Source organism: Streptomyces soli (assembly GCF_003999195.1).
Classification (GTDB): Bacteria; Actinomycetota; Actinomycetes; order Streptomycetales; family Streptomycetaceae; genus Actinacidiphila; species Actinacidiphila soli.
This window is the reverse complement of sequence record NZ_RJVR01000331.1, coordinates 74,706-92,467: the sequence shown is the minus strand read 5'-3', so window position 1 is coordinate 92,467 and position 17,762 is coordinate 74,706. Positions and strand designations below refer to the sequence as shown.

Annotated in this window: 13 protein-coding genes and 1 pseudogene; 10 read left to right on the top strand and 4 right to left on the bottom strand. The window is 70.3% G+C overall.

All coding sequences use genetic code 11. The features are described from left to right. Positions 1 to 111 precede the first annotated feature (111 nt). Together EFK10_RS39740 and EFK10_RS39735 are read left to right on the top strand one after the other, a co-directional pair. Positions 112 to 1,887 carry an ABC transporter transmembrane domain-containing protein gene (locus EFK10_RS39740; RefSeq protein ID WP_127360507.1) on the top strand — a complete coding sequence of 592 codons (1,776 nt, stop codon included), beginning with the start codon at positions 112 to 114 and terminating at the stop codon, positions 1,885 to 1,887. Continuing rightward, the gene (locus tag EFK10_RS39735; protein WP_127360506.1) at positions 1,884 to 3,665 is read left to right on the top strand and encodes an ABC transporter ATP-binding protein; all 1,782 of its coding nucleotides are present in this window, start codon (positions 1,884 to 1,886) and stop codon (positions 3,663 to 3,665) included. The genes EFK10_RS39740 and EFK10_RS39735 overlap by 4 nt, the downstream gene beginning before the upstream one ends. Before the next feature lie 57 nt (positions 3,666 to 3,722). On the opposite strand, the gene EFK10_RS39730 is transcribed toward EFK10_RS39735, so the two are convergent. Next, positions 3,723 to 4,517 (bottom strand): metal-dependent hydrolase, encoded by a 795-nt coding sequence (locus EFK10_RS39730; protein ID WP_127360536.1) that lies wholly within the window; start codon positions 4,515 to 4,517, stop codon positions 3,723 to 3,725. A 73-nt stretch (positions 4,518 to 4,590) separates the two neighbouring features. Here EFK10_RS39730 and EFK10_RS39725 point away from each other — a divergent pair, with 73 nt between their 5' ends. Next, positions 4,591 to 7,164 carry a DEAD/DEAH box helicase gene (locus tag EFK10_RS39725; RefSeq protein ID WP_206305781.1) on the top strand — a complete coding sequence of 858 codons (2,574 nt, stop codon included), beginning with the start codon at positions 4,591 to 4,593 and terminating at the stop codon, positions 7,162 to 7,164. Positions 7,165 to 7,207: 43 nt separating this feature from the next. Beyond that, the gene (locus EFK10_RS39720) at positions 7,208 to 8,074 is read left to right on the top strand and encodes an acyl-CoA thioesterase (RefSeq protein ID WP_127360504.1); all 867 of its coding nucleotides are present in this window, start codon (positions 7,208 to 7,210) and stop codon (positions 8,072 to 8,074) included. A gap of 157 nt (positions 8,075 to 8,231) precedes the next feature. On the opposite strand, the gene EFK10_RS52405 is transcribed toward EFK10_RS39720, so the two are convergent. Further along, positions 8,232 to 8,405 (bottom strand): DUF6875 domain-containing protein, encoded by a 174-nt coding sequence (locus tag EFK10_RS52405; RefSeq protein WP_322973462.1) that lies wholly within the window; start codon positions 8,403 to 8,405, stop codon positions 8,232 to 8,234. Positions 8,406 to 8,694: 289 nt separating this feature from the next. On the opposite strand from EFK10_RS52405, the gene EFK10_RS39715 reads away from it, so the two are divergent. From EFK10_RS39715 to EFK10_RS39695, 6 genes are all read left to right on the top strand, one after another. Further along, positions 8,695 to 10,248 (top strand): UxaA family hydrolase, encoded by a 1,554-nt coding sequence (locus tag EFK10_RS39715; RefSeq protein WP_240677761.1) that lies wholly within the window; start codon positions 8,695 to 8,697, stop codon positions 10,246 to 10,248. A 212-nt stretch (positions 10,249 to 10,460) separates the two neighbouring features. Beyond that, the gene (locus EFK10_RS48125) at positions 10,461 to 10,628 is read left to right on the top strand and encodes a hypothetical protein (protein ID WP_164836329.1); all 168 of its coding nucleotides are present in this window, start codon (positions 10,461 to 10,463) and stop codon (positions 10,626 to 10,628) included. Next, positions 10,625 to 11,389, top strand: a complete 765-nt coding sequence (locus tag EFK10_RS39710) for an SDR family NAD(P)-dependent oxidoreductase (RefSeq protein WP_164836328.1) — start codon at positions 10,625 to 10,627, stop codon at positions 11,387 to 11,389. The genes EFK10_RS48125 and EFK10_RS39710 overlap by 4 nt, the downstream gene beginning before the upstream one ends. A gap of 112 nt (positions 11,390 to 11,501) precedes the next feature. Then, entirely contained in the window at positions 11,502 to 12,497 is a 996-nt protein-coding gene (locus EFK10_RS39705) for a LysR family transcriptional regulator (protein ID WP_164836327.1), read from the top strand. Positions 12,498 to 12,543: 46 nt separating this feature from the next. Then, positions 12,544 to 13,404 carry a fumarylacetoacetate hydrolase family protein gene (locus EFK10_RS39700; protein WP_127360501.1) on the top strand — a complete coding sequence of 287 codons (861 nt, stop codon included), beginning with the start codon at positions 12,544 to 12,546 and terminating at the stop codon, positions 13,402 to 13,404. Next, the gene (locus EFK10_RS39695; RefSeq protein WP_127360500.1) at positions 13,401 to 16,187 is read left to right on the top strand and encodes an FAD-binding and (Fe-S)-binding domain-containing protein; all 2,787 of its coding nucleotides are present in this window, start codon (positions 13,401 to 13,403) and stop codon (positions 16,185 to 16,187) included. The genes EFK10_RS39700 and EFK10_RS39695 overlap by 4 nt, the downstream gene beginning before the upstream one ends. A gap of 162 nt (positions 16,188 to 16,349) precedes the next feature. On the opposite strand, the pseudogene EFK10_RS39690 reads toward EFK10_RS39695, so the two are convergent. Next, positions 16,350 to 16,505, bottom strand: a pseudogene (locus EFK10_RS39690) (superoxide dismutase); the annotation flags it as partial. Between the two features lie 365 nt (positions 16,506 to 16,870). Further along, positions 16,871 to 17,752 (bottom strand): amidohydrolase family protein, encoded by an 882-nt coding sequence (locus EFK10_RS39680; protein ID WP_127360499.1) that lies wholly within the window; start codon positions 17,750 to 17,752, stop codon positions 16,871 to 16,873. Between the last annotated feature and the right edge of the window lie 10 nt (positions 17,753 to 17,762).

Here is a 17,762-nt window from a genome sequence, read left to right as displayed (position 1 = left end):
CGCGGGATGGCGCGTTCCGTTCGGCGGGGAGAAAAACCGGTTGAAAGTGTGACCTCGGTAACGCGACCCTGACACGTCTCCCTTTCACCCCCCAGTCCATGTCGGGACGTCATGTCGCTTCGCGATCTTCCTCATGCCGACCCTGGTGTCCCCGACACCCGGTCAGGCTTCCGTCTTCTGCTCTGGCTGGAGAAACGCCAGATCGGCGGGCAGGTCATGGCCGCCCTGTGGGGAACGCTCCACATGGCGGCCGTCGCGTCGTTCCCGGCGGCGGTCGGGATCGCGGTCCAGGCCGTGGTCGACCACTCGGGGCGGCGGCTCGCGATGGCCGGTGCGCTGATGCTGGTCCTGGGCGTGCTCACCGCGCTCGGCGACACGATGCTGCACCGTACGGCCGTCACCAACTGGATCACCGCGGCGGCGCGGGTGCAGCTGCTGCTGGCCCGCAAGACCGTCGAGCTGGGCTCGGTGCTGACCCGGCGGGTCGCGGCGGGCGAAGTGGTGGCGGTGAGCACCGGCGATGTCGAGAAGATCGGCTGGTTCGTCGAGGCGCTGGCCCGCTTCACCTCCGCCTTCGTCGCGACGATTGGCATCGCGGTCGCGCTGGTCGTCTACCAGCCGGCGCTCGGAGGCATGGTGGCGGCCGGCATCCCGGTGCTGGCGTTCGCCGTGCTGCCTCTGCTGCCCCGGGCCACCCGGCGGGCGGACGAGCAGCGGGAGAAGGCCGGCCGGGCCACCACGCTGGCCTCGGACACCGTGGCGGGGCTGCGGGTGCTGCGCGGTATCGGGGGCGAGGAGCTGTTCCTCACCCGCTACCGGGGTGCCTCGCAGGAGGTCCGGACGGCGGCCGTGCGCAGCGCGCGCATGTGGTCGCTGATCAGTGCGGTACAGGTCGTGCTGCCGGGGCTTTTGTTGGTCGGGGTGGCCTGGTACGGGGCGCGGCTGGCGCTGGCCGGGCGGGTCTCGGTGGGTGAGCTGGTCACCGTCTACGGCACGGTGGTCTTCCTGATGTTCCCGCTGCGCGGGTTCGAGGAGATCGCGATGGCGTACTCCTTCTCGCGGCCTTCCGCGAAGCGTGCGGCGCGCATCCTGTCGTTGGAGCGCGGGGTCCCTGAGGAAGTGGCCTCCGGTGAGGGGAGCGCGCCCGGCGGTGACCTCTACGACCCGGTGACCGGGCTGCTGGCTCCGGCGGGGCTGCTGACCGCGGTGGTGTGCGGCGACCCGGATGCCGCCGGGCTGCTGGCCGACCGGCTCGGGGGGCACAGCCCGGGCCGGGACGCCGCGGACCCCTCGGTGCTGCTGGGGGACACGGCGCTGGACGCACTGCCGCTGGCCGAGGCCCGGGCGGCCGTCCTGGTGCAGGACAAGGACCCGGTGCTGCTATCGGGGACGCTGCGGGAGCTGCTCGAGGTGCCGTCGTCCGGGGCGGTGACCCCGGAGGCTGCGCTGGCGGCGGCGCAGTGCGGGGACGTCCTGGACGCGCTGGCGCAGGCCTCGGTGGACGACTCGGGCGATCCGATGCGGACCCGGATCACCGAGCGCGGGCGGTCGCTGTCCGGCGGGCAGCGGCAGCGGCTCGCCCTGGCCCGCTCGCTGGTGACGGATCCGGAGGTGCTGGTCCTGGACGAGCCGACGAGTGCGGTCGACTCGCACACCGAGGCGCGGATCGCCCTCGGCCTGAAGGAGCTGCGGACGGAGCGCACCACCGTGGTGTTCACCTCCAGCCCGCTGCTGCTAGACCGGGCCGACCAGGTCGTGTTCGTCACCGACGGGTCCGTGAACTCGGTCGGCACCCACCATGAGTTGCTCCACGGCGACCTCGGCTACCGCGCCGTGGTCACCCGGGAGACCGAGCACGAGCTGCAGAGAGCTGAGGAATCCGCATGATCGGCGTGAAGCCGCCGGAGTACGATCCGGCAGCGCCGCAGCAGAGCACGACCCTTCCGGTCGGCTCGCCCGCCACCGTGCGCGCGTACGTGGGCGAGCTGGCCCGGCGGCACCGCGCCGCCTTCGCGGTGCTCGTCTCCGTCAACTGCGTCGCGGTCATCGCCTCGATGGCGGGGCCGTATCTGCTCGGCGGTCTGGTGCAGGACCTGTCGTCCGGTGTCCGGGATCTGCATCTGGGGCGCACGATCGTGCTGTTCACGGTCGCGCTGGCCGTGCAGGCCGCGTTCGTACGGCTGGTGCGGCTGCGGGGCGCGATCCTGGGCGAGCGGATGCTGGCCGATCTGCGCGAGGACTTCCTCGTACGGGCGGTGGGGCTGCCGCCGGGCGTGCTGGAGCGGGCGGGCACCGGGGATCTGCTGTCGCGGATCACCACGGACGTCGACCGGCTGTCCGAGGCGATGCGCGAGGCGGTGCCTCAGCTGGCCATCGCCGTGGTGTGGGCGGGGTTGCTGCTGGGGGCGCTGGCCGTGACCTCGCCGCCGCTGGCGCTGGCGGTGCTGGTCGCGGTGCCGCTGCTGCTGACCGTGTGCCGCTGGTACTTCCGGCGCGCCCCTGCGGGGTACCGGTCGGAGGCGGCGGGATACGCGGCAGTGGCGGCGGTGCTCACCGAGTCCGTCGACGCCGGGCGCACCATCGAGGCACACCGGCTCGGTGACCGCCGCGAGGAGCTGTCGCGGCTGCGGATCCGGCAGTGGGTGGCCTGGGAGCGCTACACGCTGTGGCTACGCAGCGTGCTCTTCCCGGCCATCAACTTCACGCATGTCCTGATCCTCGGCTCGGTGCTGATGATCGGCGGGACCTTCGCGCTGCACGGCTGGGTGTCGGTCGGTGAGCTGACCACCGGCGCGCTGTACGCGCAGATGCTGGTCGACCCGATCGGCCTGATCCTGCGCTGGTACGACGAGCTGCAGGTGGCCCAGGTGTCGCTGGCCCGTCTGGTGGGGGTCCGCGAGATCGAGCAGGACGGCGCGGACGAGCACCTCTCGCCCGACGGCCGGGACGTGCACGCCGACCAGGTGCGCTTCGGCTACCGGACGGGTGGCGATGTGCTGCACGGGATCAGCCTGCGGGTGCGGCCGGGCACCCGGCTGGCGCTGGTCGGTCCGTCCGGTGCGGGCAAGTCCACCCTGGGCCGGCTGCTGGCCGGGATCTACGCGCCCAGGGCGGGCGAGGTGACACTGGGCGGGGCGGAGCTGGCCCGGATGCCGGCCGAGCGGGTCCGCGAGCACGTGGCGCTGGTCAACCAGGAGCACCACGTCTTCGTCGGCAGCCTGCGCGACAACCTGAGGCTGGCCCGGGAGGGCGCGGACGACGCCGAGCTGTGGGAGGCGCTGGTCGCGGTGGACGCCGACAGCTGGGCGCGCGGTCTGGACGACGGCCTGGACACCGAGGTCGGCTCCGGCGGCACCGCGCTGACCCCGGCCCAGGCCCAGCAGGTGGCGCTGGCCCGGCTGGTCCTCGCCGACCCGCACACCCTGGTGCTCGACGAGGCCACCTCGCTGCTCGACCCGCGCGCCGCCCGGCACCTGGAGCGCTCGCTCGCCCGGGTGCTGGACGGACGCACGGTGGTCGCCATCGCGCACCGGCTGCACACCGCGCACGACGCGGATGTGATCGCGGTGGTCGAGGACGGCCGGATCAGTGAGCTGGGCAGCCACCACCAGCTCGTCGAGGCCGACGGGGCGTACGCGGCCCTGTGGCGGTCCTGGCACGGCTAGGCCGAGCCTGCGCCCCCAGGACCGGGGCCCTGGGGGCGCAGGCTCGGCGTGGTCTAGCTAGCCGATTACGCCGAGCGCCCCCAGCGCGCACACGCCGCCGACGCAGAAGAAGACCGGGGTCAGCACCTTGATCTCCACCCAGCTGCCGGCCCGGAAGCGCATGAACTTCGGCGGCCCCATCGGGTACCAGCGCTTGCGGCCTATCGGGATGGGCCACAGGACCGGGCAGCCTGAGACGGTCAGGGCGTCGCCGATGCAGTGCACCAGGGAGCCGAGCACGACGGGGATCCCTATCCAGAGGTACTGCTGACCGGGGCCGGTGAACAGCCAGCCCTTGCCGTTCTCGGTGCTGTCCAGCACGTCGGCGAGCATCCAGGCGCTGGTGGCGCCCAGCAGCCACACCAGCACATCGCTGGAGACCCGGGCCTGCCGCCACAGCAGGCCCTCCACCGCCAGCACCATGTGCACGAAGAGAATGAAGAGCACCGCCCAGCGGCCTCCGAAGGCCGCCCCCGCCGAGCAGGCCGCGCCGAGCAGCGCTGCCCAGAGCCAGGTGTGGGTGAGGGTGCGGTGGCCACCGGAGCGACGGGGGTCGCCAGGCTTCCTGGTGGACTTGTAGGCGGCGTACGAGAGCTTGTCGATGATCTCGCACAGGGCCCGGGAGATCGGGCCGAAGGCCCGCGAGATCGTCGCCGCCTTGTGATCGAGGTCGGGAGCGAGGGCGGCGCCCGCGCAGATCAGGGCACCGACCACGAGCGTCGGCCACGGCATGGGGTGACCAAAGCCGGCAGCCGCCGCTCCCACCCCCAGCCATGCAGCCGCTCCGGACAGTGAGTGCGCCGGTCCCATCATGTTCTGGCCCCGCCCCTTTCGGCCCGCCACCAGGCGGAGTTGACCCGTAATCGAGGGCACACCATACCGCCGGTTGATCTTCCGCCATGCCGCCGGTTCCACCCTGGGTCCCCGGTGCAGGCAAGATGGTGGGGTGACCCTTATCGATCAGCTGCCTTCCGAGGCCGACCCCGATGCCCTGTTCGAAGCCTTCTCGACGTGGGCGGAGAGTCAGGGCATCTCGCTCTACCCCGCCCAGGAGGAGGCGCTGATCGAGGTTGTCTCGGGGGCGAACGTGATCCTGTCGACCCCGACCGGATCCGGAAAGAGCCTGGTCGCGGCGGGTGCGCACTTCGCCGCCCTGGCCCGGGACGAGGTCACTTTCTACACCGCTCCCATCAAGGCACTGGTCTCCGAGAAGTTCTTCGACCTGTGCAAGCTCTTCGGCACCGAGAACGTCGGCATGCTCACCGGCGACGCCTCGGTGAACCCCGACGCCCCGGTCATCTGCTGCACCGCCGAAGTGCTGGCGTCCATAGCGCTCCGGGACGGCAAGAACGCGGACGTCGGCCAGGTCGTCATGGACGAGTTCCACTTCTACGCCGAGGCCGACCGCGGGTGGGCCTGGCAGATCCCGATCCTGGAGCTGCCGCAGGCGCAGTTTCTGCTGATGTCGGCGACGCTCGGCGACGTCTCGCGCTTCGAGAAGGACCTCACCCGCCGCACCGGCCGCCCGACGACGGTCGTACGGTCCGTGACCCGGCCGGTGCCGCTGTCGTACGAGTACGTCACCACGCCGCTCACCGAGACGCTGACGGAGCTTCTGGAGACCCGGCAGTCGCCGGTCTACATCGTGCACTTCACTCAGGCGGCCGCCGTGGAGCGGGCGCAGGCGCTGATGAGCATCAACATGTGCACCCGGGCGGAGAAGGACGCCATCGCCGAACTCATCGGCAACTTCCGCTTCACCACCAAATTCGGCAAGAACCTGTCGCGTTACGTACGGCACGGCATCGGCGTGCACCACGCCGGCATGCTGCCCAAGTACCGCCGCCTGGTGGAGAAGCTGGCGCAGGCCGGGCTGCTGAAGGTGATCTGCGGCACCGACACCCTCGGGGTCGGTGTCAACGTCCCCATCCGTACCGTGCTGTTCACCGCTCTGACGAAGTACGACGGCAACCGGGTGCGCACCCTGCGGTCGCGGGAGTTCCACCAGATCGCGGGCCGCGCGGGCCGGGCCGGCTTCGACACATCCGGGTTCGTGGTGGCGCAGGCGCCGGAGCATGTCATCGAGAACGAGAAGGCCTTGGCGAAGGCCGGGGACGACCCGAAGAAGCGCCGCAAGGTGGTCCGTAAGAAAGCGCCCGAGGGCTTTGTCGCCTGGTCGGACAGCACCTTCGAGCGGCTCATCGCCTCCGACCCCGAACCGCTCACCTCCCGTTTCCGGGTCACGCACGCGATGCTGCTGTCGGTGATCGCCCGGCCGGGCAACGCCTTCGAGGCGATGCGCCACCTTCTCGAGGACAACCACGAGGACCGCCGCGCCCAACTGCGGCACATCCGGCGGGCCATCGCCATCTACCGCTCGCTGCTCGCGGGCGGCGTCGTGGAGCAGCTGGACAAGCCCGACGAGGAGGGCCGCATCGTGCGGCTCACCGTCGACCTGCAGCAGGACTTCGCGCTCAACCAGCCGCTGTCGACCTTCGCCCTGGCCTCCTTCGAACTGCTCGAGCCGGAATCGCCGTCGTACGCGCTCGACATGCTCTCCGTTGTCGAGTCCATCCTCGACGACCCCCGACAGATCCTGGCGGCCCAGCAGAACAAGGCCCGTGGCGAGGCGGTCGCGGCGATGAAGGCCGACGGCGTCGAGTACGAGGAGCGGATGGAGCGCCTGCAGGACGTCTCCTACCCCAAGCCCCTGGAGGAGCTGCTCTTCCACGCGTACGGCGTCTACCGCAAGAGCCATCCGTGGGTCGGCGACCACCCGCTGTCCCCGAAGTCGGTCGTGCGGGACATGTACGAACGCGCCATGACCTTCTCGGAGTTCGTGTCGCACTACGAGCTGGCCCGCACCGAGGGCATCGTGCTGCGCTACCTCGCCGGTGCCTACAAGGCGCTGGAGCACACCGTCCCGGACGACCTGAAGTCCGAGGACCTGCAGGATCTGATCGCCTGGCTGGGCGAGTTGGTGCGCCAGGTGGACTCCAGCCTGCTCGACGAGTGGGAGCAGCTCGCCAACCCGGAGGAGATGACGGCCGAGGAGGCGCAGGAGCGCGCCGACCAGGTCAAGCCGGTCACCTCCAACGCCCGGGCCTTCCGGGTGCTGGTGCGCAACGCGATGTTCCGCCGGGTGGAGCTGGCTGCCCTGGAGCGCCACCAGGAACTGGCGGACCTGGAGGAGGGCTCCCGCTGGGACGCCGACGCCTGGGCCGACGCTATGGACGCCTACTGGGACGAGTACGAAGACCTGGGCACCGGTCCCGACGCGCGCGGCCCCAAGCTGCTGCAGATCGAGGAGGAGCCTACGAGGCGCCTGTGGCGAGTCCGGCAGGTCTTCGCCGACCCCAACGGCGACCACGACTGGGGGATTTCGGCCGAGGTCGACCTCGACGCCTCCGACGAGGAGGGCCGCGCCGTGGTCCGGGTGACGGACGTGGGCTCGCTGTGACGACGCGGACGGTACGGACGGTACGGACGAAGGGGCACGACCGATGACCAACCCCGCCGAGCGGCTGGTCGACCTCCTCGATCTGGAGAAGATCGAGGAGAACATCTTCCGGGGCCAGAGCCCTGACGAGCGTCTGCAGCGCGTCTTCGGCGGACAGGTCGCGGGCCAGGCGCTGGTCGCGGCCGGGCGGACCACGGACGGCGAACGGCCGGTGCACTCGCTGCACGCGTACTTCCTGCGGCCCGGGCGGCCGGGCGTGCCGATCGTGTACCAGGTCGAGCGGGTGCGGGACGGCCGGTCGTTCACCACCCGGCGGGTGGTGGCGATCCAGCAGGGCCGGACGATCTTCCATCTGACCGCCTCCTTCCATCAACCGGAGCCAGGTTTCGAACATCAACTGCCGAGGCCGGCGGTGCCGGACCCGGAGAGCCTGCCGAAGCTCGCCGACGAGATCCGGGAGCATCTGGGCGAACTGCCCGAAGCGCTGGAGCGGATGGCCCGCCGCCAGCCCTTCGACCTGCGCTACGCCGAGCCGCTGCGCTGGAGCCCCGAGGATGTCACCGACGCGGAGCCGCGCAGCGCGGTTTGGATGCGGGCTGTGGGCCCGCTCGGCGACGACCCGCTCGTGCACACCTGCGCGGTCACCTACGCCAGCGACATGACACTGCTCGACGCCGTACGGGTGCCGATCGAACCGCTGTGGGGACCTCGCGGCTTCGACATGGCCTCCCTGGACCACGCGATGTGGTTCCACCGCCCCTTCCGGGCCGACGAGTGGTTCCTCTACCAGCAGGAATCACCGATCGCGACGGGAGCGCGTGGGCTTGCCCGTGGCCAGATCTACGACCGCCAGGGCCAACTGCTGGTCTCCGTGATGCAGGAGGGGCTGTTCCGCAAGATCGGTAGTTGACCTGGGTTTTACCGACGTCCAGTGGTCCGCGTCGCGTCGTTGGCGCGACGCGGTGCTGCCTCCGGCGCCGGTCACATGCAGCGGCACCTGTTCACACCCGCTGCACATGTGCAGCGCGCCAATCCGACGACAGCTCCGAGCCCAGTTCCGTCAGGTACTAAAACTTGCCGAAATTCTCTCGGTAATTCCGGAACCAGTGTGGCCGGTCGGACAGGAAGAAGATGTCGTGCAGGGCGATGGCGCGGATCGCGAGGACCGGCACCGGCGCCCGGACGGCGGAATTCATCGGGCGCGTCGCGCCTGGCGGCGGCGTTCGCCGGCTCGATCTGATCGAGGGGCGTCTTCGTGCCGATCATCATGCTCCCCGCGAGGTGGTCCGCCGGTTGAACGCAGTCATGGGGAAACGGGTGGGTGGAGCGCGTGTTACGGATCGATGCGATCCGTATTCCGGGTGGAGGGCCGATTGCCCGCGCAATTGACTGTGTCAGTCGTCTGACGGATGTTTCCATCCGTTTGTCACGCTTCACGACAGCAGCAGCCACCGCCTAGCGTTTGTGACACGACAGCGACAGGCGCCGGTTTCGGCAGCGGACTCCGCACGTCAGTTTGAAGGAGCTCGAGTGAATGAGACGACGGCCGGCACCGTGCCGGCTTCCGGGCGGCCCCAGCTGCTGGTGGCCGACCGCAGCGCCGACAACGTCGGGTTGACCTTGGTTGATCTACGCGAGGGGGCGCCCTGCGACGCCGGTCCGGTGCGGATCCCGATCGCCCAGGACATCCCGGCCGGCCACAAGGTCGCGCTGACGGACATCCCGGCGGGCCAGGCGATCGTGAAATACGGTGCCGTGATCGGGTACGCGACGGCTCCGATCACCCCGGGTAGCCATGTCCACGTCCACAACGTCGCGGTCAGGGGTGCGGCCTCGCCCAATCGCGGCGACGCCCGGCGGACCGCCGTCGCGTGGACGCCGCCGGTGGCCCCGACGCGCGACCATTTCCTTGGCTACAAGCGGCCCGACGGCGCTCTGGCAACCCGTAACTACATCGGAATCCTGCCGTCGGTGAACTGTGCGGCCACGGTGTCCCGGATGGTCGCCCAGGCGGCGGAGGCCGCGCACGCCGGGACTCCCGGCCTGGACGGGGTGATCGCCCTGGGCCACGACCTGGGCTGCGGCCTGGCGGAGGGCGGTCGGGGCGATGCGATCCTGCGCCGTACCTTGCAGGGCTATGCCGCCCATCCCAACCTGGTCGGGGTCGTTTCCGTCAGCCTGGGCTGTGAGGTCAACCAGCCCGAGCACTTCCTGGAGGACCTGCCCCGACCGGTCGAGCAGCTGACCATCCAGGAGCTGGGCGGGTCCGCCGCGACGGTGAACGAGGCGCTGCGCCGGGTCGCGGTGATCGCGGAAGGTGTCGCCGGACTTCGCCGGGAGCCGCTGCCGCTGTCCGGGCTCACCCTGGGCCTGCAGTGCGGCGGCAGCGACGCCTACTCCGGCCTGACCGCCAACCCCGCCCTGGGAGTGGCCGCCGACCTGCTGGTCGCCGCGGGCGGGCGGGCGATCCTCGGGGAGACTCCGGAGATTTTCGGGGCCGAGCATCTGCTCGCAGCGCGGGCCGCCGAGGCGGGCCTGGCCGACCGGCTCGACGAGATCCTGGAGTGGTGGAAGGAGTACGTCCGCGCCAACGGGGCCGAGTTGGACAACAATCCCTCGCGCGGCAACCGCGACGGGGGCATCACGACCATCTGGGAGAAGTCGCTGGGCGCCGTCCTCAAGGGCGGCAGCAGCCCACTGCGGGCAGTCGTCGACTACGCCCAGCGTGTCGAGGCGCCGGGTCTGACCTATATGGACACCCCTGGCTACGACCCGGTGTCGGCGACCGGCATGGTGGCCGGCGGGGCGAACTTGCTGGCCTTCACTACCGGCCGCGGTTCGGTATTCGGATCCCGCCCGGCCCCCTGCCTCAAGATCGCCACGAACAGCCGGATGTACCGGCACATGGTCGGTGACATGGACTTCGACGCCGGGGCGGCGTTCACCCGCGAGGAGCAGATCGCCGCAGGCATCAGGCTGTTCGAGCGCCTGGTGGAGCTGGCGTCGGGCGAGCCGAGCAAGTCCGAGCTGCTCGGGTTCGGCACTGAGGAGATCGCCCCGTGGCGGATCGGAGCGGTGCTGTGATCGCGACGACGTTCGATGCCGGACGGTAGCGACCAGCCTCACCTTCGGCGGCCCCGACCTGACCACCATGTTCATCACCAGCGCGTCCCACGGCCTGACCGAGACACAACTGCCCGGTGGCCGCTGTCCGGCTCAGTGCCGCACGCCGAGACCACGCACCGGGGCCACCCGGTCAACCTGTTCACCACCCCTATCACTTCGATCGGACCCGCATGAGATTCCACAACAAGATCGCCGCCTTGTCGGACAAGATCCCGCTCGGTGAGGTCGCGCAGCCCGAGTGGGCCGCCGCGGCGATCTACTGCCTGGCCTCGAACGAGGCCCGCTACACCACCAGCGCCGCCTTGGACGGCTCACTGCTCGGAAGGCGGTACAAGTGACAACACCCGCACCCCCGATCGCCGTAGTCACCGGCGCGGCATCCGGTATCGGCCGGGCCACGGCGCTGCGCCTGGCCCGCGACGGCTTCCAGCTCGTCCTCATCGACATCGACGAGCAGGGCCTGGCCGACACCTCCGCACGGCTGGCCGAGACCGGAGCGAAGGGCACCACCTTCCGCGCCGACCTGCGGGACGCTCACGCTCTGGGCGACGTGGCCCGGCAGATCGCGCTGACCGTCGGCACCCCGGCGGTGCTGGCCAACGTCGCGGGCGTCGGTGTCGCCGCCAGCGTGGTGGACACCAGCGACGAGGACTGGGACCGGATCATCGGCATCAACCTCACCGGCGCGTTCCTGATGACCCGGGCACTGCTGCCGCTGATGCTCGACCGCGGCGCCGGCGTCATCGTCAACGTCTCCTCCACCGCGGCGGTCGTGGGGATCCAGCGCCGGGCAGCGTACTGCGCCTCCAAGGCCGGGCTGGTCGGCCTGACCCGCGCCGTCGCAGTCGACCACGCCGCTCAGGGAATCCGCTGTGTGGCCGTCTGCCCCGGCACGGTGGAGACGGAATGGATCGAGAAGATCATCGAGGGCGCGCCGGATCCCGACGCCACCCGCCGGCAGATGGCCGCCCGGCAGCTCGACGGCCGGATGGGCACACCGCAGGAGATCGCCGACGTCATAGCGTTCGTCGCCTCGCCGTCCGGACGGTTCATCAACGGCTCCGCGCTGGTTGTCGACGGCGGCATGACAGCGGCCTGAGCCATGTTCGACAGCACCCCATTGACCAGCACTAATACAATCGTCCTCACGACGCCGCTACCAGCTCCTGGCTCCGGTGGCCTCGTCGGCGACGACAATGGATAGGTGGCTCATGTCTGATGAATCCACCGGCGAGCACCTGAGCCATGCGCTGCTGCGCGAGACCGCCTCGATCCAGACCACGTGGCTGCACAGCTTCCTCGTAGTCGCGGAACAGGGCGGCTTCGGTGCGGCGACCATGACGCTGCACCTGTCGCAATCCCGGGTCAGCGCACACATCGCCGCACTGGAACACGCCCTGGGCGCGAAACTGTTCGAGCGCAAGTCCCGGCCGACCACGCTGACCCCGGCCGGCGAGCTGTTCCGCCCCTACGCCGAGGCCGCGCTCGGACACCTGCGCCAGGGAGTGGAAGCCGTCCGGAACACGATCGATCTGGCCGTGGGCCGGATAGTAATCGGCAGCTACCCCAGCGTCAGCTGCAGCTATCTACCGTCAGTCCTTCGAGTCCTCACCGGACACCACCCTGGCGTCACCGCGACACTCATGGAAGGCACCGCCGCCTCGCTGGAAGCCGCACTCGTGGCCGGCACCGTCGACGCCGGATTCCGGCCGCTGCTGCCCGCGACCCGCGAGGCGGGCCTGTGTACCCGCCCGATCTGGCGCGAACCCATCGTCGCCGTCATGCGCGCCGATCACCCCTTGTCCGCACAGCGTGCCGTTACCGTGCCGGACCTGCTGGCCAACCCGCTGATCGGCAACCCCTCGGGCACCGAAGAGGAAGGCGGCGGCTTCGATCTGCGGCGTGTCCTCGGAGCCGAGTTCGCCCGGGCGACCATCGCCTACCTGACCGACCAGCCGGCCACCCTGGTCGCCCTGGTCCGCTCGGCGTTCGGTATCGGGCTCATCAACACCCTGGCCCTGACCACCACCAGCACCGACGGCCTGGTCACCCGGCCGATCGAATCACTGACGGCCTACCGGGACGTCGCACTGTTCTGGAACCAGCGCCGCTCGCGCGACCAGGCAGTGTGCGCGTTCCTGCGCGCCATCGACGAAGCGGACCTGCCCGACGGCGTCGTCGCCCTGCGATCGACCGTCTGCGACTGACACCCCGCTGCACCAGCCCAAAAGCCGCGTCCAGAAGGACTCCCCCATGTACTTGATGAGAGTCGGCGCTGTCGGCGCCGAACGCCCCGCCCTCCGCATCGACGATGACATGTACCTCGACGTGTCCGACCATGTCGACGACTTCAACGAGGCCTTCTTCGCCTCCAGCGGTCTCCGCCGTCTCGAGGCCCTGCGCCGCGACGGCCTGCTGACCGCCGGACCCCGGCCGCTGAACGGCCAGCGGATAGGCGCCCCGATCGCCCGGCCGCACCAGATCCTGTGCATCGGCCTCAACTACAGCGACCACGCCGAAGAGACCGGCCAGGCCGTCCCGGCCGAACCGATCGTCTTCACCAAGGCGCCCAATACCCTCATCGGCCCGAACGACCCCGTGCTGCTGCCCCGCGGCAGCGACAAGTCCGACTGGGAGGTGGAGCTCGGCATCGTGATCGGAAGCCGCTGCCGGTACCTGCCCGATCTGGACACCGCCCGCGCCGCGATCGCCGGTTTCGTCGTCTGCAACGACGTCAGTGAGCGCGCGTTCCAGCTGGAGCGGGGCGGCCAGTGGTCCAAGGGGAAGTCCTGCGAGACGTTCAACCCCTGCGGCCCGTACCTGGTCACCCCGGACGAGATCGACGACGTCCGGAGCCTCGACCTGTGGCTGGATGTCAACGGCGAGCCACGGCAGCGCGGCAACACCGCCACCATGCTGTTCGACGTCTACCACCTGGTGCACTACCTCAGCCAGTTCATGGTGCTCGAACCCGGCGACCTGATCAACACGGGGACACCGCCCGGTGTCGGCATGGGCATGAACCCGCCGGTCTTCCTGCGGCCCGGCGATGTCATCAGTCTCGGTATCGGCGCTCTCGGCGCCCAGCGGCAGATCGTGGTACCCAGCCGATGAATCCCACCGATCCCACGCTGCTCCTCGCGCTCGAAGCGGCCATGCCGGGCGGGGTGCGTACTCGCGCCGTCGACCGGCTTGCCATGGCCCATGACGCCTCGCACTATCTGCTGGTCCCGCAGGCCGTCGTCGCCCCGGCCGGTGCCGAGCAGCTCGCGGAGCTGCTCCGGGTCGCGGCCCGGCAGGGTACGCCGCTGACGTTCCGGTCCGGCGGCACCAGCCTCAGCGGCCAGGCCGTCTCCGGCGGGGTACTGGTCGACACCCGGCGGCACTTCCGCGAGGTGGAGGTCCTGGACGGCGGGGCCCGGGTCCGGGTGCAGCCCGGGTCGACGGTGCGCCAGGTGAACGCCCGGCTGGCCCCGTACCGGCGCAAGCTCGGCCCGGATCCGGCGAGTGAGTCGGCCTGCACCATCGGCGGCATGGTCGCCAACAACTCCAGCGGCATGGCCTGCGGTACGGAGTTCAACACCTACCGCACGCTGGAGTCGCTGGTCCTGGTGCTGCCGAGCAGCAGCGTCATCGACACCGGCGCTTCCGACGCCGACGAGCGGCTGCGCGCGTTGGAGCCGGCGCTGCACCAGGGACTCGGAGTGCTGCGGGACCGGGTGCGGGACAATCCCGGCTCGGTCCGCATCATCGAACGGCAGTTCGCGCTCAAGAACACGATGGGTTATGGGGTCAACTCGTTCCTGGACCACACCCGTCCGGTGGACATCCTCGCCCACCTGGTCGTCGGCAGCGAGGGCACGCTGGCCTTCGTCGCCGAAGCCACCTTCCGGACCGTTCCGGTCCGCCCGCACGCCGCGACCGGGCTGCTGGTCTTCCCTGACCTGCGCGCCGCGACCGGTTCGCTCCCTGCCCTGGTCGCCGACGGACCGGCGACCGTCGAGCTGCTCGACGCGGCCTCGCTCCGCGTCGCCCGGCAGGACCCGAAGGCCGACGAGACGCTGCGGAAGCTGACGGTCGAAGGCCACGCCGCGCTGCTGGTGGAGTACCAGGAGGACGCGGCCGAGGCCCTGGCCGTACGTACCGCGGCGGCCGCGAAGCTGCTGGCCGGACTGCCGCTCGCCGCGCCCGCCCGGCTCACCTCGGACCCCAAGGTACGCGCCGGGCTCTGGCATGTGCGCAAGGGCCTGTACGCGGCCGTCGCCGGGGCGCGGCCGTCCGGTACGACCGCCCTGCTCGAGGACATCGCGGTCCCGGTCCCTTCGCTGGCCGACACGTGCGAGAGCCTGCTGTCCCTGTTCGACCGGCATGGCTATGAGGAGAGCGTCATCTTCGGCCACGCCAAGGACGGCAACATCCACTTCCTGTTGAACGAGCGCTTCAGCAAGGAAGTACGCCCGCAGCGGTACATCGACTTCACCGACGACATGGTCGATCTCGTGCTCGCCCACGGCGGCACTCTCAAGGCCGAGCACGGCACCGGCCGGATCATGGCCCCGTACGTCGCCCGCCAGTACGGCGACGAGCTGTACGAGGTGATGCGCGCCGTCAAGGAGCTGTGCGACCCGCACCGGGTGCTCAACCCCGGCGTGCTGATGGAGGACGACCCCGAGATCCACCTCCGTGACCTGAAGAGCACTCCCCAGGTGGAGGCGGAAGTCGACCGCTGTGTGGAGTGCGGTTACTGCGAACCCGTCTGCCCCAGCAAGGACCTCACCCTCACCCCCCGGCAGCGGATCGTGCTGCGGCGTGAGCTGGCCGCCGCCGAGGCCGCCGGGGACACCGCCCTGGTAGGCGAGCTGGAACGGGACTACGCCTACGACGGCATCGACACCTGCGCGGTCGACGGCATGTGCCAGACCGCCTGCCCTGTCCTCATCGACACGGGCGAACTGGTCAAACGGCTCCGGGCCGAGCAACGCGGCCATTTCTCGCAGGCGGCCTGGGGCCAGGCCGCCGAGCACTGGGGCGCCGTCACCGGGGCCGGGGCCCGGGCGCTGACCGTGGCCGCCAAGCTGCCCGGATCAGCGAGTGCGGCGTCCGCCGCCGCGCGCCGGCTGCTGGGTCCCGACAACGTGCCGCAGTGGGACATGGATCTCCCTTCGGGAGGTACGCGCCGCCGCCCGCAGCAGGCTCACGAGCCGCACGCGGTCTACTTCCCGGCCTGCATCGGCTCGATCTTCGGCCCCGCGCAGGACTCGTCCGGGGTCGGCGAAGCGTTCCTGGCGCTTTGCGAGCGGGCTGAGATCCGGCTCACGGTCCCGGCTGCGATCAAGGGCCTGTGCTGCGGTACCCCTTGGAAGTCCAAGGGCATGACGGCCGGCTACCGCGAGATGCGGCAACGAGTCGTCGCGGCCCTGCTGGAGGCGACCGGCCAGGGCAGCCTGCCGGTGGTCTCCGACGCCGCCTCCTGCACGGAGGGGCTGGAGCAGCTCCTGGACGGCAGCGGGATCCGCGTGATCGACGCGGTGGTCTTCGTACACGAGCAGGTGCTGCCGGGGCTCACGGTCACCGATCGGCTCCCGTCCCTCGCGCTGCACCCGACCTGTTCCTCCACCCGGCTCGGAGCCAACGAGGCTCTGACGGCCGTCGCCGCAGCCATCGCCGAGGAGGTGGACGTCCCCGCCGACTGGGGATGCTGCGCGTTCGCCGGGGACCGGGGAATGCTGCATCCGGAGCTGACGGCGTCCGCCACCGCCCGGGAGGCCGCGGCCCTCGCCGGGCGTACGTACGCCGCGTACGCCTCGGCCAACCGCACCTGCGAGCTCGGCATGAGCCGGGCGACCGGCCACCCGTACCGGCATCTGCTCGAGCTGGTCGAGCAGGCGACCCGTTGAGCCTGGGTCGCTCCTGAAGCGTGAAAAACGGTCACGGTGGGTGATCGCCGCGAGCGCGCGAGGCAAGCCCTCACCGACGCGGCGGCGGCTCCGGCGCGCAAGAAGAAGGGGCGGCACCCCTGCGGGGTGCCGCCCCTTCGGTGTACGTCAGCTTCCGCGTAGTCAGAGGGAGACGGCGACGGCGTTGAACGTCGTCTCGGGCGTTTGGAGGCTGGTGAAGCGGGCGTTGACGAGGTAGAGGCGGTCGCCGAAGCGGGCGGCGGCGGTGGGGACGTCGAAGCGCGGGTCGGTGATCGTGCGGCTCAGGGTGGCGGTGGTGACCTTGGGCCGACGCGGCGGAAGGTGAACAAGCGACTGGATAACGTCGTACTCGCGGTGCACGGCGCATTGAAGAAGGTCGCCAAGGACCAGCGCCACTGGAGACCGTCTACTGGGACGCCGGCACCGCCTGCCTGCTGCCCCGACTGCTCAAAGGCCCCGCCCGCGGCCGGTGTTCGTCACCCCACCGCCGCCCGGGTCCGGGCAAAGTCGTCAGCTCCCGCGACGTGTGCCCGGACACCGATCGATCATCGTGTCCTGGCTGACCACTTCTTCGGCCATGCCCAGGTCACCGCTGACGAGTCGATGAACTCGCCCGGAATGTCAGAGAAGTCTCCGCCGACGTGCTTGAGATCCGAAACCAATCAGGCACCACTGGAGACCGTACGGTCCCCCAGGCGGTAGAAGGCGTGAGCTGTGCCGCCGAAGAGCGCCGCAGTCTCGGCTTCGCTCAGTGTGCCGATGGCAGCGGTCAACCCCTCGATAACAGACTCGTAGGTGCCGGCAAGCAGGCAGACGGGCCAATCGGATCCGAACATGAGGCGGTCCGCGCCGAACCACTGGTAGATACGACTGACGAACGGCCGGAGATCATTGGGGGTCCAGGAGGCCCAGTCCGCCTCGGTGATCATGCCGGAGAGCTTCACCGTCACGTTGGGGCATTGGGCAAGGGCCGGCATCCACTGGGCCCAGAGGCCGTCGGCGCCTGCGGCGATCGTCGGCTTGGCGATGTGGTCCACGACGAAGTTCAGCTCCGGCAGCGCCTTGACCGTCGCGACCGCTGCCGGTACTTCCCGCGCACGTACCAGAAGGTCGTAGCTGAGGCCGCGGTCGGCTACGGCTCGCAGGCCGCGGCGCACGTCGTCCCGGCACAGCCAGTTCGGGTCGCTTTCGTCGTGTACCTGGTGGCGGATGCCGACGAGGAACCGGCCGTTGTCCTCGGCGAGTAGGGCGTCCAGGGCGTCCCCTACCTGCGGCGAGGTGAGGTCGACCCAGCCGACGACTCCGCGGACGAATGGTGTCGAGGCCGCGACCCGGAGGAATTCCCGGGTCTCACCCTCGTCTGACAACGTCTGGACGAGTACGGTTCCGGTGATATCGGCGGCGTCGAGCAGCGGCTGCATATCGCCTGGCCCGAATGCTCTCCGTACAGGGTCCATCTCACGGCCGGCCATCCAGGGGTAGGTATAACGGTCCGGATCCCAAAAGTGGTGGTGAGCATCGATACGTTCAATACGATCGTTCATCGGGCGATCC

Excerpts from the sequence above, each read along its gene's own strand:
- EFK10_RS39720 (WP_127360504.1), top strand. The coding sequence starts at position 7,208 with ATGACCAACCCCGCCGAGCGGCTGGTCGACCTCCTCGATCTGGAGAAG.
- EFK10_RS39700 (WP_127360501.1), top strand. The coding sequence starts at position 12,544 with ATGTACTTGATGAGAGTCGGCGCTGTCGGCGCCGAACGCCCCGCCCTC.
- EFK10_RS39695 (WP_127360500.1), top strand. The coding sequence starts at position 13,401 with ATGAATCCCACCGATCCCACGCTGCTCCTCGCGCTCGAAGCGGCCATG.
- EFK10_RS39705 (WP_164836327.1), top strand. The coding sequence starts at position 11,502 with ATGTCTGATGAATCCACCGGCGAGCACCTGAGCCATGCGCTGCTGCGC.
- EFK10_RS39730 (WP_127360536.1), bottom strand. The coding sequence starts at position 4,517 with ATGATGGGACCGGCGCACTCACTGTCCGGAGCGGCTGCATGGCTGGGG.
- EFK10_RS39735 (WP_127360506.1), top strand. The coding sequence starts at position 1,884 with ATGATCGGCGTGAAGCCGCCGGAGTACGATCCGGCAGCGCCGCAGCAG.
- EFK10_RS39680 (WP_127360499.1), bottom strand. The coding sequence starts at position 17,752 with ATGAACGATCGTATTGAACGTATCGATGCTCACCACCACTTTTGGGAT.
- EFK10_RS48125 (WP_164836329.1), top strand. The coding sequence starts at position 10,461 with ATGAGATTCCACAACAAGATCGCCGCCTTGTCGGACAAGATCCCGCTC.
- EFK10_RS39740 (WP_127360507.1), top strand. The coding sequence starts at position 112 with ATGTCGCTTCGCGATCTTCCTCATGCCGACCCTGGTGTCCCCGACACC.